The sequence below is a fragment of the Gardnerella sp. c10Ua_31 genome (assembly GCF_055700915.1).
Genome location: NZ_JANUYG010000001.1, coordinates 409,220 through 434,026, shown reverse-complemented (window position 1 = coordinate 434,026; position 24,807 = coordinate 409,220). Strand labels below are relative to the sequence as shown.

Sequence of the window (24,807 nt, the reverse complement as noted above, 5' to 3'; positions counted from 1 at the left end):
TTTTGTTTGAGCAATGCGACACTCCGATTTTCTACACTTCCACACCTTCCTATAGATTCGTTATAACAACAGTACAAATTTACTCATGTTTGTATTTGTTAGTTTTATAGAAAAATTGCAATATGAAAGTGCAGGTAACGAAATGAGTGGCGATGAAAAGGGGCGGTGTATTTTATTCGCGTAGTAAGCGCGACTTATCAAGTGTTACCGCAATTGTTGGAATTGCAATAATATCACTGTTTGTTTTATTGGCGATTTTTGCCGACCTTTTTACTTTTATTACAGGTAATGATCCATATAGCGAAAATCCCGATGTTTTGTCGGATTCTTCATTGCCTACAGGCATAGGCGGAATAAGCTCAAAACATTGGTTTGGCGTAACACCATTGCGCGGAATTGACTTATTTGCAATCATCTCTCACGGCGCAAGAATCTCTCTTGGAATTGGCTTAGCTTCTACTGCAATCTCCGTTGTTTTAGGAGTTGTAATTGGCGTTATTGCTGGTTATTTTGGTGGTTTTGTTGATTTTGCAATTTCTCGCATTATGGACGTGTTCTTTGGGTTCCCATTCCTAATCTTTGCGATTGCGCTTTCTGCGATTGTTCCTCAAACTTTCCCGCGTCCGCTTCTTTTAACTCTTGTAATCGGCTTTTTTGGTTGGCCTAGTATGGCGCGATTGGTACGCGGCGAAACACTTAGCCTTAAAAATCGTCATTTTGCTGTGGCTTCCAGAGTTATGGGCGCTAGTGCTTTTCATGTTTTGCGCAATCAGATTTTGCCAAACATGCTTCCAATAATCATTGTTAATACAACACTTTCTATACCAGGCCGTATTGCGCTCGAAGCGGCACTTTCATTTCTTGGCGTTGGCATGAATCCGCCTTCGCCTTCGTGGGGACGCTCAATATCCGACGCAGTGCAGTGGGCATTGGTAGACCCGTGGTATTTAATATTCCCAGGTTTATCTTTGTCCCTGCTTGCGCTCGGGTTTAATATGCTGGGTGATTGGCTTTCTTCAAAAATGGAGATAGCAGCATGAGCGTTTTTCTTTACATTATTAGGCGTCTTGCAAGCGCTTTGGCTGTTATTGCTGTTATTGCAATGGCAATGTTTTTGATTTTCTTTATGACTCCAACAAATCCTGCGCAGCTTATGTGCGGCAAACCTTGCACGCCTGAACGTTTAGCCCAAGTCTCTGCGTTTATGGGAACTGATTTGCCTTGGTATAGTCAGCTTTTTAACTATTTGCAGGGTATTTTTGTTGGCCGTACTTTTGGCGATTCTGCATCTGCCAGCGCAATTGTTTGCGCGGCTCCTTGCCTAGGATGGTCTTTTGCTCTTAATGAGCCTGTTACTGGTCTGATTTTTAGTCGTTTTCCAGTTACTGCATCAATCGCGATCGGCGCTGCTGTTTTGTGGATGCTAATTGGCGTATTTGCAGGCGTTTTGCAAGCTGTTAAGCGTGATTCGTGGATTGACCGCATAATCGTAGCGTTATCTTCGATTGGTATTTCGTCTCCTACCTACTTAATTGGTTTGCTGGCGATTATTGCTTTTGCGGTTTACATTCCCGTTTTTCCTACGGGCGGATATGTTAGCTTCTTTGCTAATCCTTTTAACTGGGCTTGGCATCTGCTACTCGCTTGGATTGTTTTAGCGTTGATAAATGGCGCTTTTTATGCGCGCATTACTCGTTCTACAATGCTTAGGGAATTTGGTAAAGATTATGTGCGAACTGCAAGAGCAAAGGGCATGCCCGATTCACATGTTGTACTAAATCATGCTTTGCGAAATGCGATTTTACCAATATTTACAATGTTTGGTTTAGATCTTGGCGGTCTTCTTGGTGGAGCGGTTATAACTGAGCGCGTGTTCTCTATGCACGGGTTGGGTTCACTTCTTTTAGACGCTGTTAAGACTTTTGATTTGCAAGTTTTGGTTGGAGTTACGCTGTTTTCGGCCGCTCTTGTAATAATTGCAAATCTTATTGTTGACGTCTGTTATTGTTTGCTTGATCCTAGAGCGGCTAAAGTCGCCCTTTAAAGCGGTGATTAGTGAGCGTTAAAATCGCCAGAATAATTGCCATTAAGGTTGCAACTAAAGTCGCTACTAAAGTCTTCTTTAAATCACAATAATAAAAATTTTTAATAACTTTATAACTTTATAAAAAATTAAGGAAAAATCATGCAAAATGCACAAAATATGCAAAATTATTATCAAATCATCAAAAAAGTTAATCGTGGTTTTGCTCTAAATACATTAAGAGCAATTTCCGTAATTCTAGTGTTTTCGCTGGTTTATGCATTTTCTGCTTGCGGATCTGCTGTGCAAAGTGGTCAAAATCTACAAAAAAGACTCCCTAATGCTTCTGTGCTTAATAGCAATCCAAAAAAGGGCGGAACGCTTACGATTCTAAGCTCCGAATCAAAAATGGATTTTGATCCTGCAAGAAGTCAGGGTTTACCAATAACCTCTAATAGCCTAGTTTTCCGCGCTTTAACAACGTGGAAAGTAACGCCAAGTGGCAAAACGAGTGTTGTTGCCGATTTAGCAACAGATACAGGAACTGCTTTAGACGGCGGAAAAACTTGGAAGTACACTCTTAAAAAAGGGATTAAATACCAGGATGGAAGCCCAATAACGTCTAAAGATATTAAATATGGTCTTGAGCGTTCTTTTGCAAACTCGCTTACAGGCGGATTTGGTTACCACAAAGCGCTTTTACAAGGTGCTAAAGACTATGCCGGTCCGTTTAGTGGTAAATCTTTGGATTCGATTGAAACTCCAGACAATCAAACAATCATTTTTAAGCTAAATGCAGCTTTTGCTAATTGGCCTTGGGTTGCGTCTTTGGCTGCATTCGCTCCCGTTCCACTAAATTCTGGTAATGCGCAGGATTATGGCAAAAGCCCAGTTGCTTCTGGACCGTACAAAATTGTTGAAAACGAAGTTGGCAAGCAAATTGTTATGGTTAGAAACACTAATTGGGATTCCAGCGCGGATTCAATTCGAGCTAATTACCCAGACAAGATAATTTGGAAGCTTGGCGTTGATCCTTCTGTTGCTGCACAATCTATGATTCAAGGCAATTCTGGTGCAGACAATGCTATTCTTGCAGATTTTGTGCCTCCAGCTCAACGCGCGCAAGCTAAAGCAAGCTACAAGTCAAGCAATCTTTTAATTACAAGCGGTGACGGAGCGTTGGAATACTTGGCCATGAACAATCGACGTATTAAAGATGTTAAGATTCGCAAGGCAATTCAGTACGCTGTAGATAAGCAGTCGTATCAGCGAGCAAAGGGCGGTGCGGTTGCTGGCGGTTTTGCAACAACGCTTATTACTCCAGGCGTAAGCGAGCGCAAAGTCTATAATCTATATTCTGCAAATCCGCGTGGGGACGTAGAAAAGGCTAAACAATTATTAAAGGAATCGGGTAAATCTAAACTAAAGTTTAGTCTTATTGCTCGCCCAGATCAGGCGCAAGTGGCATCTTCTATTCAAGCAAGCTTAAAGCGCGTTGGAATTGATGTTTCTATACGAACTGTGGATTCGCAGATTTTTACAGATATGATTACTGGCGATTCTGGCGATTATGATTTAGCTTTGTCTAAATGGCAGCCTGATTTTCCTTCTGCGTATGCAAATATTGGTCCGCTTTTTGATTCTTCGCAAATAGGCGGTGGCAATTGGAATATATCTCGCTACTCGAATCCAAAAGTGGATTCCTTGATTCGCCAAGCTGTTGGCGTTATAGATAAGTCGCGTGCAGATTTGCTTTGGCAGCAGGTTGATAAAGAGATTATGCGCGATTCTCCAATTGTTCCGCTTATTTACTCTAAGAACACTTATATTCACGGAAGCAATGTGGAAAACTTCTTCGTTGGGTCTTTCCCGGCTTATCCAAACTATGCGCGAGTTTCGCTTAGAAACTAGAAAAGGATTTAATAAAATGTTGGAAAATCGCGAAAACCCAGTGCTTAGTGTTAACAACTTGTCTATTGCGATTGGCAAAAATCAGATTACGCATAACGTATATTTAAACTTATATGCGGGCAAAATTAGCGCGCTGGTTGGCGAATCTGGTTCGGGAAAGTCATTAACTTCGTTGGCGTTAATGGGTCTTCTTTCAGGCGATTTTAGTGTTTCTGGCAAAGCGGTTATTAATACAAGCGCTAATGACAGTTTGGATTTGCTAAGCAATAATGCTCCGTATTCTTATATTCGTTCGGGGCTTATTTCAATGGTGTTCCAAGAGCCATCTACTGCATTTAATCCCGTTATGCGTCTTGGCAAGCAAATTGAAGAGGCGTTAAAATATCATCCCGAAAAGTTTGGCAAGATGAGCGCTCGCGCTAGAAAATCGCGAGTCCTTGATTCCCTTAGCGAGGTTGGCCTAAAGGATGTAAATCGCGTTTATAGGTCTTATCCGCACGAACTTTCTGGCGGGCAGCTTCAGCGCGCAATGATTGCAATGGCAATTATTAATCGACCTTCTTTGCTTATTGCAGACGAGCCTACAACAGCTTTAGATGTTACAACTCAGCGTAAGATTTTGCAGCTTTTGCGCGATTTAGCTAAAAAGCATAATATTGCGGTTTTGATTATTACGCATAATATGAGCGTTGTTAAGGCTGTTGCAAACACAGTTTATGTTATGAACAGTGGCAGTATTGTTGAAAGTGGACTAGTTAAAGATGTGTTTTCTAATCCTAAAAACAGCTATACGCGCTCTCTTTTAGACTCTATTGTTGATTTTGATATTAATAATTTAGCTAGCGAATCAACTAGCTCGGATGCTGGCGATTTTTGCGTAAACATTCAAAATGTTTCTGCCAAATATGCTAAGTCTTCTAAAATTTTCAACTCTTCCAAATCCGCAATAAGTGATTTGAACCTTAATATTTTAAAGGGGAAGACGCATGCGCTGGTTGGCGAATCTGGTGCTGGAAAAACAACGATTGCAAAGCTTATTTCTGGCCAGCTTAAGCCAGAATCTGGCAGCATAAGCATAGAGGGCCTTAATTTATACTCCGATTGCAAAAAGCACGCGAATCGCAAGATTTTAAGCAATATTGGATTCATTTTCCAAGATTCTGGCTCGGCGTTAAATCCTTTAAAAACAGTAGGCTGGAGCATTGCCGAGCCTCTTCTTGCCAATAAAAGTCTTAGCGAAGAAGAGCGCAAAAAGCGCGTGGAGTTTGTTCTTAATCAAGTGCATTTGCCATTAAGCTTAATAAACAGGTTCCCGCACGAGCTTTCTGGCGGCCAAAAACAGCGAGTTGGCATTGCGCGAGCGTTAATAAATCGTCCTTCTTTGATTATTGCAGATGAGCCAACTTCGGCGTTAGATGCAAACCATTGCCTAAAAATCTTAAATCTTCTAAGTAGCTTGCAAAAGCAGTACAACTTTTCGTGCTTGTTTATAACGCATGATTTGGCTTTAGTAAGCCGTATTGCTAGCCAAGTTAGCGTTATAAAAGGCGGAAGAATTGTTGAGCAGGGAAGCGTTAAAGATGTATTGCGTTTCCCTAAGAATTCCTACACGCAAAGCCTTATTGATGCTGTTTTGTAACGCTTATGTTTGTGCTAAAAAGTAACATAATAAGAGTCTATTAGGAGGTTTTTATGACTTCATGCGCTCCAATTGGTGTGTTTGACTCAGGGCTTGGTGGCATTTCTGTAGTTCGTCAACTTAGCGCAGCTATGCCTAACGAGCGCATTGTTTATTTTGGCGACTCTGCAAACGCGCCTTATGGCATAAAAACTCCTCAAGAAGTTCGAGATCTTAGTTTTAAGATTGTTGAGCATTTTGCAAGTCTTAATGTTAAAGCTGTTGTAATTGCTTGCAATACTGCCACTTCTGCTGCTGTTAAAGATTTGCGCGCGCATTACAATATGCCGATTATTGGCATGGAGCCTGCTCTTAAGCTTGCTTGCGATTTGGGCGGCGGCAAGCCTCAGCGCGTAATCGTTGCAGCTACGCCTTTAACGCTTAGAGAGCGCAAGTTTGCAGAACTTATGAATCGTTTTACGCAAAATCACAAGATTTTTTCTAGGCCTTGCCCAGATTTGGTAGAAATTGTGGAAAATGGCGATTTAGGCAATAAAAATATTGTTATGAGCGCTTTGCACAAGTATTTTGATTCTTACGACTTAAATAGCATTGATTCAGTTGTTTTAGGATGCACTCATTTTGTGTTTTATAAAAGCTACTTCCGTGAGTTTTTGCCTGATTGCGTGAATATTGTAGACGGTAATGATGGCACTATTCACCATCTTAAAAGCGTTTTAGAGTCTAATGATTTGCTTGCGCCAATCGAAAATAGTGGAAGTGTTGTGCTTACTAACTCCGATTCAAGTAATCGTATTGCTAAGCTATCTCAATCGTTACTTAATGGTGATTTCTGATTGCAATTAAATTGCGTCTTATCTAATGCGATTTTACTTGCGACTTATGAAAATATAGCATTGCCGTATTTGCTTAAAATAAGCAATACAAGAGCAAAAATCCAAAGCAAATCCACGATTAAATCGTAATTTAGTCGGTAGTAAGCGCTTAAAATCTTATTTTTTAATCCAATCTCTTGCACACTAAATGTTGCGTGTGTAAGTGACATAAATTGCACAGTTGTACAAAACATTAAAACAATGCACCACGGGCAAAGAATTTGTATAACAAACATAGATTGCGTAAACAGCCAATAAGCGTACAAGAGTGCAGCTAATCCACCAATCCAGCTAAAAGTTGCCAGCCATTTTGGAAGTTTTACTTTTGCTATTCCAACTACAGCAAGCGTTACAAAAACGCTTTCTGCTGCAATCCCAAAGAAAGCGTTAGGGAAGCTTAGTTCTCCAAATCGTATGAATTCTGCTTGCCAAGATTGAGCCACTTTAGAGCATGAAACAACGGTGTTTACATCGCATCCAAGCGCTTTGTGTGGTGCGCGTGCAAGAGCTAAAGTCTCGGAAGAAAGTATTAGCGATGTTAAAAGTGCAATTGCGGATGAAATAAGCATAATCATGTAAACCCAAGCGGCAGAATGTCGCCAAGAATTCATGCGATTATTGTTGCTACCCATAAACACTCCTCAAAGCGCTAATGCATTTAGATATTGTTTAGACTTAAAACCGTTACATGCCACAGTTTACGATAATTATATGACTGTAATAGGTAGTAGTGCGAATAACGACTTTAGTTTGGATTCTAAATCGCAAGATTTAGGGTGGGATTTGCATTGTCATACTTTATATTCGGATGGCACTAAATCTCCAAAAGAATTAGTAGATGAAGCTAAAAATCTTGGACTTAGTGGAGTAGCTATTAGCGATCACGACACTACTGCTGGCTGGCATGATTTTGAAGAAGCTGCTAAAAACGCTGATTTTCCAGTTATTTTTGGATCGGAGATAACTGCTGTAGAAGGAAACATATCGGTTCACGTGCTTGCTTATAACTACAATCCAAACGACGAGTGCATTAATGAAATGTTTGCAACTACAAGAAAACGCAGATTGGAACGCACGCGCAAAATGGTTGATCTTATGTCTCATGATTTTCCGATTACTTGGCAAGATGTTCTTGCACAAGCAGGGCAAGGTGCGCTAACTACGATTGGCCGTCCGCATATTGCAGACGCTCTTGTTGCTGCAGGCGTTTTTGAAACAAGGTCACAAGCTTTTGCAGGCCCTGTTGCTCCACATGGCCCATACTACATTCCAACGCCATCTCCAAGCGTTGATGAGGTTATTAAAGTTATTAAACACGCTGGGGGAGTAAGCGTTATTGCGCATCCTGCGGATTATAGTAGGAATCTTGTTATTCTTTCGGATTCTCAAATAGAACACTATGCAAGCGTTGGCCTTAACGGTTTAGAAGTATATCATCGTGGCAACTCTTTAACGCAAAGACAAAGACTATTGGAGTTAGCAAAAGACTTGAATTTGCTTGTTACTGGTGGATCCGATTGGCATGGCAGTGGCAAGCCAAATAAAATCGGAGAAGAAACAACAAGTTGCAATGTTGTTTCTAAAATCCTAAATTACTAGATGAATTAAAATTGCGCTGTTAAAACGTTATAAACGTGTTAAGTGTTCTAGCAGTGTTCTAGCAGCGTTAAAACGCGTTAAAACCAACGGTGTGAGTTGGCGTATCTCCTATAATCGCATATGCAAAAGAGTCTGCCATAATAAAAATTTTTCGATTGTTTTTATCTGTAAGATTAATCGCCTTTTCGTCTTTAATAGCGCTTTCAATAATGTTTTGTATATCTTGCTCGCTTTGATCGCTTTCAAAGCTAATAGTGTCTTTTACGTGCTTAACGCCAATTGTTACCTTCATTTTTGTTCCTTAATTGTTTTCGCTATTTTCGGTATTGTTTTCTAGTTTGTTTTTTGCGTCTTTAATAGCAAGTTCTGCATCTTTTAGCATTGGAATAATAATTGTTGCTGGCTTATCTAAATCTTCATTTTTATTGCCATTACTATTATTGTCATTACCATCGTTGCTATTTATATCGACGCTTTCAACACTATTGGTACTGTCTGCACTTTCGCCGCTGTCTGCACTTTCTACACTATTATTTGCATTAGCTTTATCTACAAAATCATTATTGCTATCGTTAACTTCGTTCGTTGTATTGTTATTCACATCGTTAGTTTTGTTAACGCTGCTTATAACTTGTGTTTCTAAGCCGTCTGCAATAGTGGCGGTTTTAGTTGCAGTTTCAGTGGCGTTAGTGTTGTCGTTTATAGTTATAGTTTGTTCGTATGTATTATCTTTATAGTCTTTTTGATCTTCTTGCTTGAGTGTTACAACAGTTTTTTCGTTAGTAGCGTCCGAAGATATAGTATCGTCTTTAACAACATCATCTTTAATAGAATTATCTTTAACAATATCGTCTTTAACAATATCTCCTACAGTAAGAGAAGACGCTGGATTTGCGCTATTATTGTTTTGATTTGCGCTTGCTGCTCTGGAGTTATTTATGCGCGTAAGCTCGTGAGCAAGACGTTCCACTTGCGCTTTAAATCGCATGATTCCAGTTGTATCTGCGCGTTGCAAAGCTTGAATAAAGTCTCCAACTTGCTCCATTTGCAGCCAAAGATTTGCTCGAAGCATAATCATGCTATCTAATCTAGACCCAAGCATTCTTCCATAGGCACTTAGCAAAGCGTTTCTATGCTGCTCGTTAAGCTTTGCAAAAATCCACGCTAAATCGCGAGCAGGATCGTTGATTTGCATACTTTGCCAATTGGTTATAGCTGTAATAGTAGACCCAGAAAATAGAAAATCACCATCTTTGAATCCGCCGTGAACTGGGCAAGTGTCGAATGACCACAATCCATCAGTTTCTAAAACTCTAGACCAATTGTCTGTTATTTCTGTAGGAATATGGCCTGCTTGACGCAATCTTTTAATCCAAGACGTTAATTGCGTGCGAATTTGACCAGTAGTAAAGGAAGGATAATCGCTTTTAGTTAAAAATGACGGACTTAGTCTATGAATCGCGCCTATTGCCGTTCCAGCGTTTACGCAATCATCTGTTGTAAGAAGACTTAATTCTCTTGCATTTCCGTTTAGATGATTACAAATAAGCACTGTTGGATTGTTAAAATCGGCTTCTCCTATTGAGTCAAAATGTAATTCGTTTTGATTTTGACTATTGGTAGAATCTTGTTGATTTGCTTGGTTCTGCTGGTTAGTTTGATTTGCCTTATTTGAAAGCGACCCAGGAACAAACTTAAGCATTTCTTCGTGAGCAAATCCAAGAGCTGCAAGCCCCTTAGTTTTTTGCAATACCCATGCTGCTCGCGCTCTATCGTGCAAACGTTTTTGACCTTTAGCGTTAGAGCTAACAAAAATGTCGTAAAGTCTGCCCGAAACGTCTTGAATAACAGCGTGAGATATGCCAGCAGCGGCATCGGTGGCGTTTGCCTGCTCGCTTTGGCGCGTTCCGGCGAATTGTACTTCTGGCATGACCGATGAGGCCAGCGCTACCAACTTGAATCTGCTTATCTGTGTCACAGTTCAACATTAATACAAAGCAACGAGATATAGCTAAATGGCCTTTAACCACATTAGCGTTTTATGCTTTTATTTTTCTTTAATTGTTGTAACAATAGAATTATGATTTCTACTCAAGAGTCTTTAGAAAGCAAAAAGCGCGAATCTAACGAAAATCATGGTAAAGATTATGCGCAATCTTTGCTAGAAGGTTTAGATGATTCTCAACGCAAAGCAGCAATGGCGTTACAAGGGCCAGTGCGCATTACTGCATGCGCTGGAGCAGGTAAGACTCGCACTATTACACGAAGAATCGCGTATGCGTGTGCAAAAGGAGAGTGGGACGAAAATCGCGTTTTAGCTGTTACTTTTTCCGTAAAAGCTGCTAAAGAAATGCAAAATCGCCTTAAAAAATTAGGCGTAAATAATTCAACTGTTGCAACTTTTCATTCTGCAGCTTTACAGCATTTAAGACGAGTTTGGAATGACGTTTGCGAAGCTCCTTTTCCAAATATAATGGATGATCCAAAAAGCGTTACTGAGCAAGCGTTAATCCACTACACAGATTTTGCAGATATGACTTCTGCACAAATACGAGATATTATTGCAGAAATCAACTGGGCAAAGGTTAGTCTTATTGCTCCAGATGATTACGCGCGCGCATATTCTTGCGTTAGTCGAGATCTTCCTGCAGCTCTAGACGTTAATCAATTTGTTGAAGCATATAAAGCTTACGAGTTAGAAAAAAACACAAGGAATCTTATTGATTTTAACGATTTGCTACTTCTTGCATGCCATGTTTTGCGCACTTTTCCTAAAGCATGTGAGAAAATACGTAGTAAAATCGGCTGGGTTACTGTTGACGAGTATCAGGATGTTTCTCCTCTTCAACATGAGCTTCTTAAATGTTGGCTTGGCAATAATCGAAATATTTGCGTTGTTGGAGATCCTGCGCAAACGATTTATTCTTTTGCAGGAGCAAGCAGCTACGATTTACTTGAATTTCCTAACGAGTTTGCGCCGCTTTGTGCAGATATTAGTCTAAATACGGATTACAGATCTACGGAACGTATTGTAGGTCTTGCTAATCGGGTTCTTTCTAAGTCTGCTTTTAGATGTGATTATTTAAGACTCGTGTCAAAAAATAAGGGTGGCGCTCGCGTTACTAAAACTGTTTATAACACGGATTACGACGAAGCTGTTGATGTTGCTCAACGAATTTATAATGCTGTTAAATCAGGCAAAGCACTCCCTACAGATTTTGCTATTCTAACTCGCACTAATGCTCAACAGAATATATTTTGCAAAACTTTGGGTGATTTAGGAATACATTTTTCTGTTAGAAAAGATGCTGGTTTGCAGATTGATGTTTTAGAAAACAATTTTGAAGATTCAAACGCTAGCGATTTGAGTGATTTAGAAAAATACGTCGAAAGTGGCGATGCAAAAGACATTGACTTTGCAAAAGAAAGCGAAAGCGAGCGCGAAAAAGTAGATTTAATCAAAAAATCTTTACTTCCTGTAACGATTTCTACGATTCACGCATCTAAAGGTTTGGAATTTAAGCACGTGTTTTTAATCGGCTGCAGCGAAGGACTACTTCCATTTGGAAGCGTTAATAGAACTCAAGATACAGACGAAGAAGAGCGCAGACTTATGTATGTTGCAATAACGCGCGCGGAAGCAACCTTGCACATGTCTTATGCAATTTGCAAAGACTACGGCAATGGAATGCAAAGGTCTGTAAGCCACTTTTTAGAATAAATGCATTTATGCAATTGTTCTAACGTAAATCGCTTATAAATTAGTTTATGACTTTATTTGTCGCTTTTGTGCTGATTAGAGTCTTCGCCAGAGTCTGTACCAGAATCTTCGCCAGAGTTCGCATTGGAATCTTGGTTTGAGTCTTGCTCGTCGTTTTGGCTGTCACTATCGCTAGATGCCAATAATTTACTTAATTCGTCGTCCCAATTAACGTCTTTAAGTTTTTGCTCTAAATCGTCACTGTTCTTAAAATCTTCTAAATCAAGCATATTCTTGCTTAATTCTTCTAGATTTGCGTTTTCTAAATCATTGCTATCTGTTTGTTCAGATTCTTTTTTATTTGTATTATCGCTGTTTTGACTATTCGTATTGTTTTGACTATTAGTGTTGTTTTCGTTGTTTTTATTGTTTTCGTTATTTTTATTTACTTTATTAGTATCGTCTTTATTATCTTCTTTATCTTTATTATCCTTAGTATCTTCTTTATCTTCGCTAAAATCTGGTAATTCTGGCAAAAGATCTGGGTGATTCCACATGGCATCGCGTTCCTCAATGCCTTTTTCATTTGTAATCGCATCCCACATTGATGCAGCTTCGCGCATTGCTCTAGGACGCAACTTTAATCCAGTTAAAGCTTGGAAAGTCATTTCTGAAGGGCCACCTGCAGCGCGTTCTCGCCTAGTCATCTCTCTAAGCTGCTCAATGTGTGGAATGTGTGCCATTCCAGCACGCCAAATAACGCAATCAACCCAACCTTCACTAAGTGCAAGAAGTGTTTCTAATCCTTTTAATGCTTGTTTTTGACCTTCTGTATCGTTTCGAGCAATATTACATAAGTCAACAGCTCCCGAAATAGACTCTGGGTTCATTCCTTCAATATCTCTAAGCTGTTCTTCCATAGCGCTTAAGTCGATAGAAATTCCAGCTGCATACTTTATTATTAGTGCTTCAAAACGAGGCATAAGCCAAGGTGCAGACGCAAACAATCGTGCGTGAGCAAGCTCTCGCAATGCTAGATAATTCATAACTTCGTTAATGTCTAATCCCCACTTTTTTGCGTAATCTATGCAATTGTAAGGAACAAGACCGCCTGCAGGGTTTTTAAGAAGTGAAATACCTTGATCAAAGCTTCCGCGAATCTCGTGAGATAAATTTCCAGCAGCATATCCTAATTGCATTGCAAAAGACGTGTTAGCAAGAAGGCTCATCATTTGTTCTGGCTTTTTTACGCCATCTGGCATAGGTATTGGCATAACGCCGTCGTATAATCCTTCTACTTCTAAGTCTTGGTCTTCTCCAAATTTTTCGGCAATAACATCCGAAAAAGCGTTACTAACCGATTTGGCAACAGGATTTGCAAACTTAATCCACGAATCTATAGTTCCATTAACCCAGTCTTCTCTTGAAAGAACATCGGGGGTTCCAGATACTGGATTTAGATTGCAATTCGCGTCTAGCCATAAGTTTGCTTCACTTAGCGCTCTTCTTGTTGCATCTGCAACTTGTGCGTTTACTGTACCGCCGTCTCCAGTTGCTTTTTGGCAAGCAAGCAATTGAGCAAGTCTTTTATTGATTGGACCTTCTTTAAGTGTTTCCGTCATCTCAAAAGGCGTGTTTAAGCCGCCATTAGCAAAGGCACTCATTAACGAATGAACTTCTTCTGGAGATGGAAGGCCTCCGTTTGAACATCTTGTAAGAATGTCATCGCGAACTTCAAAAGGAAGATTTTCAAAGTTAGACCAAGCTCTTTCTCCTTCTTCGGGGCCAAAGCAGCTAACAAGCCATTGGTGAATTTCTTCTTCGCTCATATTCAATCCTTATGAAGTTTGTACCTAAGTTAAATATATTTGCGTATATTTTATGTTTGTTTACATAGTCTTTAACTATACGGTTTTAACTATGTATAAAAGATTCTACTCGATACATGGCGATTTTTGCTAATAAATTAATAATGTGTATAACTTTTTCAAATTTTTTCAAAAACCGCATCTTGTTAGGGTTTTTAGAGTGTAGGTTATGCACATTTACATATACTATTAATTTTATGCCTAATAAGATGCCTAATAAGATTACGTACATGTTTAATAAAATCAATAAAAATATATTCACTACTCTTAAAAATACTGTTGGGGATCTTGTTGAATATTTTTCCGCTAAGTCATTTAGGTATTTTGTTGGGTTATTTATTGTAGTTATGTCGATTATCGCGCTTTTTCTACCAAGTGCATATGTTGTGGAAGAACCTGGGCCAACTCAAGATGTTCTAGGAAAGTCTTTTGGAAAATATGTGATTAATGTTAAAAATGGCGCTGTTAAGAATACTGACTATAAATCTTCGTCAAAAAGTGGAAAGCTTCTTTTAGTAACAGTAAATACGTCTGGAATACCAGGATACGAGATTCCAAATATATATGCGATTGCATCTTGGTTCGATTCTAAAAAGCAAGTTTTACCTAGAGAAGTTCTTGTTCCAGTAAATCAAAACGCAAGCGATTATAAGAAAGAAACAAATAAGCAAATGACTTCTTCGCAATCTTCTGCGCAAGTGGCGGCTTTGGATTATGCGAAGAAACATCTTAATGTGAATGTAAAAAATGTAAAGATTAAGTTGCATATAGACGATATTGGTGGACCTTCTGCAGGCATGATGTACGCTTTGGGTATTTTGAACAAGCTTACAAACACAGATTTGACTGGTGGAAAAATAATCGCTGGAACGGGAACCATTGATAACTCTGGGAAAGTTGGTCCGATTGGCGGTATTCGATTAAAGATGATATCTGCAAAAAGAGACGGAGCTAAATGGTTCTTAGCGCCAAACAGCAATTGCAATGAAGTTGTTGGGAATATTCCGCAAGGCTTAAAAGTTGTAAGCGTAAAAACATTGGATGACGCATACAAAGCGTTAGCAAAAATTAAAGCTGGTAAAAATCTAGATTCTTTAAGAACTTGCAAAGCGGAAAGTGGGCGATGAGGGACTCGAACCCCCGACATCCACCGTGTAAAGGTGGCGCTCTAGCCAGCTGAGCTAATCGCCCGCTTGAAACAAGATACAGTATGGTGTGTACTAGAAACGTTAATTTGTGTTTTAGGCGTGTTTTGCGCATATATCATTTGCGTGTTTGCGTGTGTTTTGTTTATGCGTCTTAACAATCGCGTAAAGTGTAATGAATACGAATCTGTTCAGGAGGTCTATTGTTTATGGCGAGTAAACCTGATACCGCGCGTAATTCTTCGGGTATTGAGCGTGTAGGTAAGCGCAAGAAGGGTTACAGCGTAGAGCAAGTTAATGATTTTCTTGAGCGTGCTCATTCTTTGTATGAATCTAGCGACATTAGTCTTACTCAAAAAGATATTCAAGACGTATCTTTCGATCTGGAAGATGAAGGATATGCCATTCCTCAAGTAGATGCTGCTCTTTCTAGATTAGAGCGTGCAGTTGTAGATAAGACTACGCAGTACGAGATTTCTAATCGCGGCAAGGTTGTTTGGAAGGCACAAGCAGACGAAGAATATAGAGTTTTGCTTTCTCATTCCCAGCGTGATTATAAAATGCGCTTTGATTCTGCGCAATCGCGTAAGCCTTCTTACGATAAAAAACAAGTAGACAATGTTGTAAATAAGTCGCTAGATAAGATTGCTATTCTTCTTGGATATAATCCAGTTTGGGGAAGCAGCTTAAGTGATTTAGACAAAATTGACGCAATGTTTGTTTCTAATGTTCTGTTTACTCAACGTTCTGGAAAACGAGGATATGACGAGCGTCAGGTGGACTATTATCTAAATGCTTGCGTTCGCTTATTAAGCAGACTTGAGTCTTATGATCGAGTTGCTAAGTATACAGACTTCGATCCTAGTGATTCTGTTGATTCTGCTAATTTTGGCGTTTCTGCTAAGTCTAATAATGATTTACAAGAAAATGTTGTTTCTAAAACATCTTCTGCGCCTAGTGTTGTTGAACCTAGTGTTGTTGAACCTAGTGTTGTTGGACCTGCGGCAGCTCCAGCTCCATCTCCATTAATGCCTCCAGCAATTCCTCCATCTATTCCTGTTGAGCATCATGCGCAGAAGGCGATTTTTACTCCTCACTCTGCGAGTGTTGAAGCAAGTGACGATACAGACGACGAAATGTCGCAAGCGTCTACTGTTATGCCTCCAGCATTCCCTCCGTCTTATGCTCCTAATGCTGCTTCCAACAATTTTGCTACTAACAATAATGATTTTGGAAAAGTTAAAGATGCAGAAAAGAAGGAAGATAGCGCGAATGTTGTTAGTGCGAATGCTGATGGTGTAAATAATGCAAATGCTAACAATGCAAGTAATAACAATGCAAATGATTCTAAATCCATTGGAGATTTGAATCTTTCACTTCTTGCTTCGCCTAAGTTCGAGCCTTCGCAAAGTCTTAATTTAGATATTCCAGATCTTTCGTTCCCTGTTATGAACCATTTTGACACTTCGGTTGAAGATTCTTCTCGCGAAGCAAATAATGATTCAGATGATTTTGACGATACTGGCGAATCTAATTTTGGCGGATTTGTAAACCCAAATCATAATTAATAATCTATTTTTCACTTAGATTTAGGGATTATACAAGCTAAGAGTTATTGATTAATGCCGTTATATAACGATGAAGCTGTTGTTCTTAAGACTTTTCCTCTTGGGGAAGCTGATCGAGTTATTGTTATGCTCACTAAAAAGCATGGCAAGGTTCGAGCTGTTGCAAAAGGTGTAAGGCGGTTAAAATCTAGATTTGGTGGGCGCTTAGAGCCATTTATGCGTGTTAATGCACTTTTTGCAACTGGCAAAACTTTTGATGTTATTTCTCAAGCGGTTTTAGTTTCGCCTTATGCTGGTAGCATTTGTGCGGATTACAATCTGTATAGTTGTGCTAGCATGATTGCAGAGATTGCAGACGATTTGGTCTCGTCTTGCGCACAATATTCGGATTCTTGCTCACAATACAATCTTCTTATAGCTGCTTTGTCTGCTCTTTCTAAAAGTTTGCATAGTGCTGAATCAATCGCGCTTTCGTACGTTTTAAGAGCATTGCAATTAGCTGGATGGTCTCCTAGGTTAAATGAGTGCGTTATTTGTTCAACACGCAATGATTTAGACTATTTTTCGGCAGCTAGTGGTGGAGTTATGTGCTCTAAAGATCATGCTTTAGAGTCTATTAAGTGCAATGATTTAGCGCGTTTTCAAATGATTTCATTAATTAATGGCGATTGGCAAAATTTAGACGGAACAAGTATTGACGATTTAACGTCTAAATGCGTTGAACAATGGTGCGAATATTGGTTAGAAAAGCCTATTAGATCTATGCGTTTAAGCGAAAAAAATTCTAATTCGCTGTATTTTGATTAGAGTTTCTATTATCTTAATGAGCGATTTTGTTAATTTTATGTTTGAATTTTATAAAATTTGTCCTCGCTGTCTGATGCAATATGAATGATATCAGGCACGGGTGCTCTTTTAAGAGCTGAGAAGATTACTGTCTAACCGTTTAACGTGAATCGGGTAATGCCGACGTACGGAGTTTTCTGCAGGGTCGCCTTTGTTTGATTGGTTAAAGATGAAAGGAGACCCTAATGGGTACATCTGTTGAAGAAGAGACCGTGCGTCCATCCTTGCGTTGGAACGTAGCCGATGTTACGCTCACGGTTGTTATTGCTGTAGCTTCTGGTATTATCTTCTGGGGCATCGGCTTGATTAGTGAGCCTATTTCTGCTGCTCTTAAGCTTATTCCAGTTCCAGGCGTTAGCGCTTTGTACTACGGTTTGTTCTACTTCGCTGGTCCTTTAGCTGCTATTATGGTTCGCAAGCCAGGCGCTGCACTATTCGGTGAGTTTATTGCTGCAATGGTTGAGTTGACTGTTGGTAGCCACTGGGGCGGTATTGGTACCGTTCTTCCTGGTTTTGTTCAGGGCTTGTTCGCTGAGTTTGCATTCTTGTTTGTTATGTATCGCAAGTGGAACGTTGGTTTGACTGCACTTTCTGGCGCGTTAGCTGGTTTGGGTGGAATCGTTTCAACCTATCCGTTCTACTACGCAGGTGTTCCAATCTTTGGCGCATTCATGATGATTCACACACTTTGCAGCATGATTTCTGGTGCTGTAATTGGTGGTGTAGTTATGTGGTACTTGTACAAGGGTATTGCTGCTACTGGCGCATTGAGCCGTTTTGCTTCTGGCAAAGAAGTACGCGCTTAAGTCTTAACTTTTGCTAGTAAGATTTTATTTGTGGGCGGGGGATTAATAACCTCGCCCACTTTTGTAAAGTCGCAAGTTAAGTCGCAAGAAAAGTTGCAAGTTAAGTCGCAAGTTAAGTCGCAAATAAAAGTCGCAAATAATAAAATCACAAATCACTATAAAACAAAGGAGTTAGTATGCTAAGAGTACGTCTTGAATATGTGCATCCATGGACGAATCACGCAGGTATGTACCTTGCAAGAAAGCGCGGATTGTACGCACAATACGGATTAGATGTAGAGTTTACAAGCACAGATACGGAGCGTGGAGATGTTCCAGCATGCTTGGAGCGTGGAGAAGTAGATATAGCTCTTGTTCGCTTAAATCAGCTTTTGGCTCATCAAAATGGCGCAAACAAGCTAACGTCATTTGCTGTAATGAATCAATCGCAAATTGGCGGAATCATAACAAATAAAAACACGGGCATTACGCGATTCAAAGATCTAGAAGGAAAGCGCGTAGTAATCCCTATGGGCGTTAAGCGCTTATACACGGAGCTTCAGCAGGCTGTTGCTGCCGACGGAGGCGACTTTAGCAAGCTGATTACAATTGACCCAGGCCCATGGGAGCCAGACATTCGAGCAGTAGAGCGCGGAATGTGCGACGCTTTTATTAACGTTGCTTGGTGGGAGCCATACCAGGGTTCGCTTCCATTTGATCAAGTTGTTGTTCTTCCATTCGATTCTATTGGCGTAGCTCCGCATCATTCTTACTATGTTTGCGCTCGCCAAGAGATGATTGAGCGAAATCCGCAATTAATACGCAACTTTGCAAGCGCAACCGTTAAGGGCTATGAACTTGCAGGAAAAGACCCGCAGGCTGGCGTTGATGCTTTGCAAAATACGCTTTGCCACATTAGCCCAGAGGCTTTGCGCGCCTCGCTAGACGAAGTGATTCCGTCTTGGTACGACAAGAATGGTCGTTGGGGTACAGCAGACATGGCTTTGGTGGAAAACTACACTCGTTGGATGGGTGAAAATGGCCACTTAAGCGTGCCTCTTGATTGCGCGCTAAAGAGCCTAGAAAGCGGATGCGTAACAAACGAGTATTTGCCAGAATAGTCGGCCAGCATGTGCTTGAATCGCAAGCATAATAACGATTGCAAACGCAATTACAATCGAAAATAAATATCACAATTCAATGAACCTGTGGCAATAATTGGAGCAAATATGGAAAACGAAAGCAACGACCCTCAACTAGATATTGTTGCTCAAAGATGGGCAAATGTTGATTTAGATGAGGCAAATACTGTGTGCTCGCTTTTAGGGGAGCCGCTAGAAGCAGATTGCGTTTTAAGCCATAGTTTGCGCCCGATGGCTGCAGGTTCATTGATTCGCGCGCATTACAAAGATGATTCGCCAAGAAAATCGCAAAGTTTAGACGTTTATATTAAAAGATGCAGCACAAAAGTGAGGCAAGCAAGCACAATTAGGCCGTATCATCGTTTTGCGGAGCATCTTTTACAAAACAAAATAAGCACGCCAAAGTACTTGTATTTTAATAAAAATAGCGAGACTTTAGGTTTAGAAAAGAATATTTGTGGCGATACTTCTGGCGATATTTACGTAGACGGCACTCTTCTTGTAATAGGCGATTGTGCTTACGAAGTGACTTTAAAAGCTAGTGGGGAAGACCGGTACAAAGACGCGTACACTTGGGATCCGCCTAAAACGTGCGAAGAAGCCAAAAATCTTGGAGTAATGATGGCAAGAATCGCCTTAGCTTCGCAAAGTTTTGACGAGCCAAATCCTAAGGAAATCAACGCTTTTCAATCAAGATTTACTCTTTGTGCAAGCGAAGACGTGCAAAATGATGCCGAAGTTTGGTTAAAAAATAGACCCGATTTAGCAAAATTCTTAAAAGAGCAGAATCGTGATTTTGTAAAAGATTTAAGCGAATTTGCTCCAACATGCAAAAAAATTTACGATTTAGGGTACGTGAATCTAAAAAAGCAGTGGACTCATGGAGATCCGCATATATCTAATTTTATGTGGGAAGGTAGTGCTCCAAGCGCAGTATTTGACTTTGGAATGGCGTATAAAAACACAGCAATCTACGATTTAGCAATGACTTTAGAACGCAACACAATTCAATGGGTAGATATTGCGAATGGCAAAAAAGATTCATTTAGAACGGACTTAGTTAAGTCAATTTTGCAAGGATATTCTAGCGTTGAACCATTAACAGATGTTGAAAAAGAGTTGCTTCCGCTTGTTTTATCTGTAAGTCAAATCGAGCAATGCGTAGAATTTGTAGACTATTACTTAAAGTCAAATGGATCTTACGATTTTAAGATTTGGGGCTACGATACTGGATTCTTAGAGCATGCTAGATGGTACAAATCTTGCTTTGGAGAGCAATACTTAAACGCTTTAATAGAGATTTTGCGAGAAATATAGAGGATTTTAGTGGATTTTTTACTTGATTTTGCATGCTTTTATTTAGCTTTGCAAAACGCTTTAGCTATTCGTTCAATGGGGTTGTTAGATTTTAACTATGAGTTTTGAAAACGTTGATTACACTTCGTTAAATATTCCAGCGGCTCCATTTAGTGATCCTAGCCGTGTGCCAGATTTTCCTAAAGGCAAAGTTCCTCGACATGTAGGCGTGATTATGGACGGCAATGGGCGTTGGGCTAAAGAGCGCGGAATGATTCGCACCGAAGGGCATAAAGCGGCGGAACCAGTGGTTTTTGACACTATTGCAGGTGCTATAGAAGCAGGTGTTCGCTACTTGAGCTTGTACACGTTTTCTACGGAAAATTGGAAGAGATCTCCTCAAGAAGTGCATTTTTTGATGGGATTTTCTAGAGATATTATTCACCGCAGAGTTGCGCAAATGAACGAGTGGGGAGTGCGCGTGCGCTGGGCTGGAAGACGGCCTAAATTGTGGAAGTCTGTTATTGACGAGTTGGAAAAAGCTCAAGAAATCACAAAAAATAATACTACAATTGACGTTGTTTTTTGCTTAAACTATGGTGGTCGCGCGGAAATCGCAGACGCTTGCGCGGCAATTGCTAGGGAAGTTAAAAGCGGCAAAATTAAGGGCGATCGCATTAGCGAGAAGATGATTGCGGAGCACTTGTATAATCCAGATATTCCAGATTGCGATCTTGTGATTCGCACTTCGGGAGAGCAGCGCACAAGCAACTTTTTGCCTTGGCAAGCGTCTTATGCGGAGCTTGATTTTGTGCCAGAACTCTTCCCAGATTATGGTCGCGAAGCGCTGTGGAGGTCAATTGACCGTTATGCGCATCGCGACCGCAGGTTTGGTGGCGTAAAAACCGCTTAAACTTATTTGTTAGTAGAATTAATTTATTAGTCGCAAGCTAGCCATGCGCAAGCTGCAACAACGGCTGATTCAAGTCCACGATTTAGAGTTGGTTGCAAATCTGGAGCAAAAGCTGGATTGTGGTTTCCTGGAGCATTTTTCATGTCTTCAAATCCACCTAATCCCCAGTATGCGTAAGGTGTATTGAAAGCATTTGCAACAATAGAAAAATCTTCAGAAGCAGACTGTTTGCTGATTTGTACAGAATTTTCACCAAAATATTCGTCGAAAGCTTCGCGCACGCGATAAACTGATGCTTCGTCATTATTGGTTAATGGATAGCGGTCATAGTATGTAAATTCTGGTTCCTTTGGGCATCGTGCTAGATTGCACTCTCCGCGCACAATTCGCTCAATGGCAGAGTGAACAAATTTTTGAGTATCTTCGCTGTATGTTCTAGTATTAATCAAAAGTTCCGCATCGTCTGGAATAATGTTTGACTTACTTCCAGCGTTTATTGCGCCGACTGTAACTATTGCGTAATCTTTAGCAGCTACTTCACGAGATACAATCGTTTGCAATTTCAACACAATAGACGAAGCTAAAACCACAGGGTCAACGCTTAATTCTGGCATAGATCCATGAGATCCTTTACCAAAAATGTGTACGCGAATTGAAGATGCGGTAGTTAAAAATGCTCCTGATTTAATACCAACTGTTCCTGCAGGAATTGCTGCAAGTACATGCTGACCAAGATAAACATCTGGCTTTGGGATAATGCGTGTAATGCCATTTTCTACCAAGCTTTTTGCGCCTTGAGCTGTTTCTTCTCCTGGTTGAAACACTCCAATGTAGGTTCCATGCCATGCTTCTTTATGATTGTTAAAAGCTTGTAAAGCTCCAAGTAAACTTGCAATATGAAAATCGTGACCGCAAGCGTGTGAAACTCCAACTGTTTTACCATTTTCATCTTGTGTTGTAACTGTTGAAGCGTAGTCTTTTCCTGAATTTTCTGTAACAGGAAGAGCATCGATATCTGCTCGCATAGCAACAATGGGACCTTTGCCGTTTTTAATCTCTGCCACAACGCCTGTTTTGCCAACTCGCTTTGTTTCAATTCCATCTTTAGTAAGAATATCTATGATTTCTTGTGCTGTATGCGTTTCTTGCATAGATAATTCAGGATGCTGATGCAGGTATTTATACTTCTTTTCTCTATCTGCTTGAGTTTCTTTTATGTTGGACAATATTTGCTTAACTGATTTAATTTGCAGCATTAATTTCTGCTTTCTTATTGTGCTTATTACAATTTAGCTCTATTTTATGTTTTATTTATAAATTATTTATTAACAAATTACTTGTTTTCGCGTTCTTCAAGAATCTTGTCTACAAGAGCAGCTTTTGCGTCTATTTGGCCGCTAAAACCAGGGCGAATGTCTAGTTTTAATATAACGCCTGTGCGGTAGCCTTTTTCTACAAGAACCATAGTTGCGTCTTTTACAACGCGCATAACGTCGTCGAATTCGCCTTCGATGTTTGTAAACATTGCGTTTGTTTCGTTTTTTAATCCAGAATCACGAATCACTTTAACGCAATCTGCTACGTATTCGCTAAGTTCTTCGCCAACTCCGCTAGGAGCAATGCATAATGCTGCAACTGTATTAGTTTTGTGGGAATTTTTGTTATTGTAAGTATCGCAAGTATCGCGAGTCTTGTTATCATTAGTCTTTTCAACATTGTTTTCGCTCATTTTAAGTCCTTTCAAAATACAAATGCGTATGAAAAATTATGCTTATACATTATTGTATTCGTTTAGCTTATATATGTAGCTTTATATGTTTATGTAGCTTTATATGTTGCGTTAGCGTCACAGGGTTTTTCTATAATAAACACCGTTTCACCCGAATTTTCTAGATTTACGAAAAAGGTGTATTGTGGCTGTTTCAAAACTTGATGAAGTTGTGTCGCTGGCTAAGCGTCGTGGATTTGTGTTTCCAGCTGGAGAGATTTACGGCGGAACTCGCTCCGCGTGGGATTATGGCCCTTTGGGCGTTGCGTTAAAAGATAACATTAAGCGCGAATGGTGGCGTTATATGGTCACTACTCGTGGCGATGTTGTTGGCGTAGATACGTCTGTTATTTTGCCTTCTCAAGTTTGGGTTGCGTCTGGTCACGTTTCTGTGTTCAACGATCCTCTTATTGAGTGCTTGAATTGCCATAAGCGCCATCGTGCGGATAAGCTCGAAGAATCTTATGCCGAAAAGCATGGCGATAAAATGCCAGAAAATGGCTTAAAAGACATTGCTTGCCCAGATTGCGGAACTCGCGGAAATTGGACGGAGCCTCGCGATTTTAACATGATGCTTCGCACTCATTTGGGGCCAGTAGAAGACGAAAACAGCTTGCATTATTTGCGACCAGAAACAGCGCAAGGTATTTTTGTTGATTTTAAGAACGTTATGACTTCTACTCGTCAAAAGCCGCCATTTGGCATTGCGAATATTGGTAAGTCTTTCCGTAACGAGATTACTCCTGGAAACTTCATCTTCCGAACTCGCGAGTTTGAGCAAATGGAAATGGAGTTCTTTGTAGAGCCTGGAACAGACGAAGCTTGGCATCAGTATTGGATTGATACGCGCGTAAATTGGTATGTTGATTTGGGCGTAAAGCCAGAGAATTTGCGCATGTATGAACATCCTAAAGAGAAGCTAAGCCATTATTCCAAGCGCACTGTAGATATTGAATACAAATTCGGCTTCCAAGGATCTGACTGGGGAGAGCTTGAAGGCATTGCAAACCGTACCGACTACGATTTGTCTGCTCATGCTAAGCATTCTGGCGAGGATTTGAGCTACTTTAATCAGGCTACTGGCGAAAAGTATGTTCCTTACGTTATTGAGCCTGCTGCTGGTCTTACGCGCTCGCTTATGGCATTTTTGGTTGATGCTTATGATGTTGATGAGGCTCCAAACACTAAGGGTGGAGTGGATAAGCGTACAGTTCTTAGACTTGATCCTCGCTTGGCTCCTGTTAAAGCTGCTGTTTTGCCATTAAGCAAGAAGCCAGAATTGCAATCGGTTGCTCAAGATTTGGCTGCAGATTTGCGTCAGCACGATTGGGTTATTGATTACGATGAAGCTGGTGCTATTGGCCGCCGCTATCGCCGCGAAGACGAGATTGGTACTCCTTTGTGTGTAACAGTTGACTTCGATACTTTGGAAGATCACGCTGTTACAATTCGCGAGCGCGACACTATGCAGCAAGAGCGTGTTTCCTTAGATAAGGTTGCAGATTACGTAGCAAGCCGCATTAATGAAAAGCGCGTTAAGTATCCGCAAGGTCCTGTAGAGATTGTTGGCACGCGCGCTGCAGACGGCGGTGTGGATGTTGCTAAGGAAGGCGGCGTTGACGAGTCGCAGCCTTTAAAGATTGCTCAGGCTGGCGGATTGTACTAATACGCATCTAGTAAAAAATCGCGTAAAATCGCTAGCAAAAATATATTAAAGTGAACGGAGTTA

21 protein-coding genes, 1 tRNA gene and 1 riboswitch are annotated in these 24,807 nt (G+C 40.3%); of the genes, 15 read left to right on the top strand and 7 right to left on the bottom strand.

What is annotated here, in order from left to right:
• The first annotated feature begins 152 nt into the window (after nucleotides 1-152).
• The 5 genes from NYP55_RS01740 (at nucleotide 153) to murI (ending at nucleotide 6,409) form a co-directional block, all read left to right on the top strand.
• Nucleotides 153-1,040, top strand: coding sequence for an ABC transporter permease (locus NYP55_RS01740; protein WP_004116869.1), 888 nt, complete (start codon nucleotides 153-155; stop codon nucleotides 1,038-1,040).
• Nucleotides 1,037-2,044, top strand: a complete 1,008-nt coding sequence (locus tag NYP55_RS01735; RefSeq protein ID WP_472781463.1) for an ABC transporter permease — start codon at nucleotides 1,037-1,039, stop codon at nucleotides 2,042-2,044. The genes NYP55_RS01740 and NYP55_RS01735 overlap by 4 nt, the downstream gene beginning before the upstream one ends.
• A gap of 141 nt (nucleotides 2,045-2,185) precedes the next feature.
• Entirely contained in the window at nucleotides 2,186-3,934 is a 1,749-nt protein-coding gene (locus NYP55_RS01730; protein WP_004132631.1) for an ABC transporter substrate-binding protein, read from the top strand.
• A 16-nt stretch (nucleotides 3,935-3,950) separates the two neighbouring features.
• On the top strand, nucleotides 3,951-5,573 hold the full coding sequence (locus NYP55_RS01725; RefSeq protein WP_032819680.1) for an ATP-binding cassette domain-containing protein: 1,623 nt from the start codon (nucleotides 3,951-3,953) through the stop codon (nucleotides 5,571-5,573).
• A gap of 53 nt (nucleotides 5,574-5,626) precedes the next feature.
• Nucleotides 5,627-6,409, top strand: a complete 783-nt coding sequence (gene murI, locus NYP55_RS01720; RefSeq protein ID WP_020758203.1) for a glutamate racemase — start codon at nucleotides 5,627-5,629, stop codon at nucleotides 6,407-6,409.
• Between the two features lie 44 nt (nucleotides 6,410-6,453).
• Here murI and NYP55_RS01715 read toward each other — a convergent pair whose 3' ends face one another.
• Entirely contained in the window at nucleotides 6,454-7,080 is a 627-nt protein-coding gene (locus tag NYP55_RS01715; protein ID WP_346284091.1) for a vitamin K epoxide reductase family protein, read from the bottom strand.
• A 79-nt stretch (nucleotides 7,081-7,159) separates the two neighbouring features.
• Between NYP55_RS01715 and NYP55_RS01710 the strand changes: the two genes are divergently transcribed.
• Nucleotides 7,160-8,047, top strand: a complete 888-nt coding sequence (locus NYP55_RS01710) for a PHP domain-containing protein (RefSeq protein WP_004130377.1) — start codon at nucleotides 7,160-7,162, stop codon at nucleotides 8,045-8,047.
• Between the two features lie 67 nt (nucleotides 8,048-8,114).
• Here the strand turns inward: NYP55_RS01710 and NYP55_RS01705 are convergent, their stop codons facing one another.
• Nucleotides 8,115-8,339, bottom strand: a complete 225-nt coding sequence (locus NYP55_RS01705) for a DUF3107 domain-containing protein (protein ID WP_004130375.1) — start codon at nucleotides 8,337-8,339, stop codon at nucleotides 8,115-8,117.
• A 9-nt stretch (nucleotides 8,340-8,348) separates the two neighbouring features.
• A complete protein-coding gene (locus NYP55_RS01700; protein WP_472781462.1) occupies nucleotides 8,349-9,977 on the bottom strand; it encodes a phosphotransferase in 1,629 nt (542 codons plus the stop codon).
• Nucleotides 9,978-10,127: 150 nt separating this feature from the next.
• On the opposite strand from NYP55_RS01700, the gene NYP55_RS01695 reads away from it, so the two are divergent.
• Complete coding sequence (locus NYP55_RS01695) at nucleotides 10,128-11,768, top strand: ATP-dependent helicase (RefSeq protein ID WP_115761782.1); 1,641 nt, start codon at nucleotides 10,128-10,130, stop codon at nucleotides 11,766-11,768.
• Between the two features lie 53 nt (nucleotides 11,769-11,821).
• On the opposite strand, the gene NYP55_RS01690 is transcribed toward NYP55_RS01695, so the two are convergent.
• Complete coding sequence (locus NYP55_RS01690; RefSeq protein ID WP_115793812.1) at nucleotides 11,822-13,576, bottom strand: zinc-dependent metalloprotease; 1,755 nt, start codon at nucleotides 13,574-13,576, stop codon at nucleotides 11,822-11,824.
• A 248-nt stretch (nucleotides 13,577-13,824) separates the two neighbouring features.
• On the opposite strand from NYP55_RS01690, the gene NYP55_RS01685 reads away from it, so the two are divergent.
• Nucleotides 13,825-14,742 carry a YlbL family protein gene (locus NYP55_RS01685; protein WP_415697585.1) on the top strand — a complete coding sequence of 306 codons (918 nt, stop codon included), beginning with the start codon at nucleotides 13,825-13,827 and terminating at the stop codon, nucleotides 14,740-14,742.
• On the opposite strand, the gene NYP55_RS01680 is transcribed toward NYP55_RS01685, so the two are convergent.
• Nucleotides 14,733-14,806: transfer RNA gene (locus tag NYP55_RS01680), tRNA-Val, on the bottom strand. The two genes, NYP55_RS01685 and NYP55_RS01680, sit on opposite strands and share 10 nt — an antisense overlap.
• Before the next feature lie 163 nt (nucleotides 14,807-14,969).
• On the opposite strand from NYP55_RS01680, the gene NYP55_RS01675 reads away from it, so the two are divergent.
• The 6 genes from NYP55_RS01675 (at nucleotide 14,970) to NYP55_RS01650 (ending at nucleotide 21,310) form a co-directional block, all read left to right on the top strand.
• On the top strand, nucleotides 14,970-16,328 hold the full coding sequence (locus tag NYP55_RS01675) for a DivIVA domain-containing protein (protein ID WP_472781461.1): 1,359 nt from the start codon (nucleotides 14,970-14,972) through the stop codon (nucleotides 16,326-16,328).
• Between the two features lie 54 nt (nucleotides 16,329-16,382).
• Nucleotides 16,383-17,135 (top strand): DNA repair protein RecO, encoded by a 753-nt coding sequence (gene recO / locus NYP55_RS01670; protein WP_020973338.1) that lies wholly within the window; start codon nucleotides 16,383-16,385, stop codon nucleotides 17,133-17,135.
• 86 nt (nucleotides 17,136-17,221) lie between these two features.
• A riboswitch (TPP riboswitch) is annotated at nucleotides 17,222-17,323 on the top strand.
• A gap of 36 nt (nucleotides 17,324-17,359) precedes the next feature.
• Nucleotides 17,360-17,980, top strand: coding sequence for an ECF transporter S component (locus tag NYP55_RS01665; RefSeq protein ID WP_004130359.1), 621 nt, complete (start codon nucleotides 17,360-17,362; stop codon nucleotides 17,978-17,980).
• 176 nt (nucleotides 17,981-18,156) lie between these two features.
• A complete protein-coding gene (locus tag NYP55_RS01660) occupies nucleotides 18,157-19,080 on the top strand; it encodes an ABC transporter substrate-binding protein (protein ID WP_020758210.1) in 924 nt (307 codons plus the stop codon).
• Between the two features lie 108 nt (nucleotides 19,081-19,188).
• Nucleotides 19,189-20,418, top strand: a complete 1,230-nt coding sequence (locus NYP55_RS01655) for a phosphotransferase enzyme family protein (protein WP_415697527.1) — start codon at nucleotides 19,189-19,191, stop codon at nucleotides 20,416-20,418.
• Between the two features lie 97 nt (nucleotides 20,419-20,515).
• The gene (locus NYP55_RS01650; RefSeq protein ID WP_016635710.1) at nucleotides 20,516-21,310 is read left to right on the top strand and encodes an isoprenyl transferase; all 795 of its coding nucleotides are present in this window, start codon (nucleotides 20,516-20,518) and stop codon (nucleotides 21,308-21,310) included.
• A gap of 26 nt (nucleotides 21,311-21,336) precedes the next feature.
• Here the strand turns inward: NYP55_RS01650 and NYP55_RS01645 are convergent, their stop codons facing one another.
• The gene (locus NYP55_RS01645; RefSeq protein WP_346284098.1) at nucleotides 21,337-22,566 is read right to left on the bottom strand and encodes a M20 family metallopeptidase; all 1,230 of its coding nucleotides are present in this window, start codon (nucleotides 22,564-22,566) and stop codon (nucleotides 21,337-21,339) included.
• Nucleotides 22,567-22,643: 77 nt separating this feature from the next.
• Nucleotides 22,644-23,039, bottom strand: coding sequence for an MTH1187 family thiamine-binding protein (locus tag NYP55_RS01640; protein ID WP_346284099.1), 396 nt, complete (start codon nucleotides 23,037-23,039; stop codon nucleotides 22,644-22,646).
• A gap of 184 nt (nucleotides 23,040-23,223) precedes the next feature.
• Here NYP55_RS01640 and NYP55_RS01635 point away from each other — a divergent pair, with 184 nt between their 5' ends.
• Nucleotides 23,224-24,744 carry a glycine--tRNA ligase gene (locus tag NYP55_RS01635; protein WP_128813968.1) on the top strand — a complete coding sequence of 507 codons (1,521 nt, stop codon included), beginning with the start codon at nucleotides 23,224-23,226 and terminating at the stop codon, nucleotides 24,742-24,744.
• Nucleotides 24,745-24,807 lie beyond the last annotated feature (63 nt).

What these genes read in the sequence shown, in the direction of transcription:
- NYP55_RS01740 (WP_004116869.1), top strand. Translation starts at nt 153, where the DNA reads ATGAAAAGGGGCGGTGTATTTTATTCGCGTAGTAAGCGCGACTTATCA.
- NYP55_RS01735 (WP_472781463.1), top strand. Translation starts at nt 1,037, where the DNA reads ATGAGCGTTTTTCTTTACATTATTAGGCGTCTTGCAAGCGCTTTGGCT.
- NYP55_RS01730 (WP_004132631.1), top strand. Translation starts at nt 2,186, where the DNA reads ATGCAAAATGCACAAAATATGCAAAATTATTATCAAATCATCAAAAAA.
- NYP55_RS01725 (WP_032819680.1), top strand. Translation starts at nt 3,951, where the DNA reads ATGTTGGAAAATCGCGAAAACCCAGTGCTTAGTGTTAACAACTTGTCT.
- murI (WP_020758203.1), top strand. Translation starts at nt 5,627, where the DNA reads ATGACTTCATGCGCTCCAATTGGTGTGTTTGACTCAGGGCTTGGTGGC.
- NYP55_RS01715 (WP_346284091.1), bottom strand. Translation starts at nt 7,080, where the DNA reads ATGGGTAGCAACAATAATCGCATGAATTCTTGGCGACATTCTGCCGCT.
- NYP55_RS01710 (WP_004130377.1), top strand. Translation starts at nt 7,160, where the DNA reads ATGACTGTAATAGGTAGTAGTGCGAATAACGACTTTAGTTTGGATTCT.
- NYP55_RS01705 (WP_004130375.1), bottom strand. Translation starts at nt 8,339, where the DNA reads ATGAAGGTAACAATTGGCGTTAAGCACGTAAAAGACACTATTAGCTTT.
- NYP55_RS01700 (WP_472781462.1), bottom strand. Translation starts at nt 9,977, where the DNA reads ATGCCAGAAGTACAATTCGCCGGAACGCGCCAAAGCGAGCAGGCAAAC.
- NYP55_RS01695 (WP_115761782.1), top strand. Translation starts at nt 10,128, where the DNA reads ATGATTTCTACTCAAGAGTCTTTAGAAAGCAAAAAGCGCGAATCTAAC.
- NYP55_RS01690 (WP_115793812.1), bottom strand. Translation starts at nt 13,576, where the DNA reads ATGAGCGAAGAAGAAATTCACCAATGGCTTGTTAGCTGCTTTGGCCCC.
- NYP55_RS01685 (WP_415697585.1), top strand. Translation starts at nt 13,825, where the DNA reads ATGCCTAATAAGATTACGTACATGTTTAATAAAATCAATAAAAATATA.
- NYP55_RS01675 (WP_472781461.1), top strand. Translation starts at nt 14,970, where the DNA reads ATGGCGAGTAAACCTGATACCGCGCGTAATTCTTCGGGTATTGAGCGT.
- recO (WP_020973338.1), top strand. Translation starts at nt 16,383, where the DNA reads ATGCCGTTATATAACGATGAAGCTGTTGTTCTTAAGACTTTTCCTCTT.
- NYP55_RS01665 (WP_004130359.1), top strand. Translation starts at nt 17,360, where the DNA reads ATGGGTACATCTGTTGAAGAAGAGACCGTGCGTCCATCCTTGCGTTGG.
- NYP55_RS01660 (WP_020758210.1), top strand. Translation starts at nt 18,157, where the DNA reads ATGCTAAGAGTACGTCTTGAATATGTGCATCCATGGACGAATCACGCA.
- NYP55_RS01655 (WP_415697527.1), top strand. Translation starts at nt 19,189, where the DNA reads ATGGAAAACGAAAGCAACGACCCTCAACTAGATATTGTTGCTCAAAGA.
- NYP55_RS01650 (WP_016635710.1), top strand. Translation starts at nt 20,516, where the DNA reads ATGAGTTTTGAAAACGTTGATTACACTTCGTTAAATATTCCAGCGGCT.
- NYP55_RS01645 (WP_346284098.1), bottom strand. Translation starts at nt 22,566, where the DNA reads ATGCTGCAAATTAAATCAGTTAAGCAAATATTGTCCAACATAAAAGAA.
- NYP55_RS01640 (WP_346284099.1), bottom strand. Translation starts at nt 23,039, where the DNA reads ATGAGCGAAAACAATGTTGAAAAGACTAATGATAACAAGACTCGCGAT.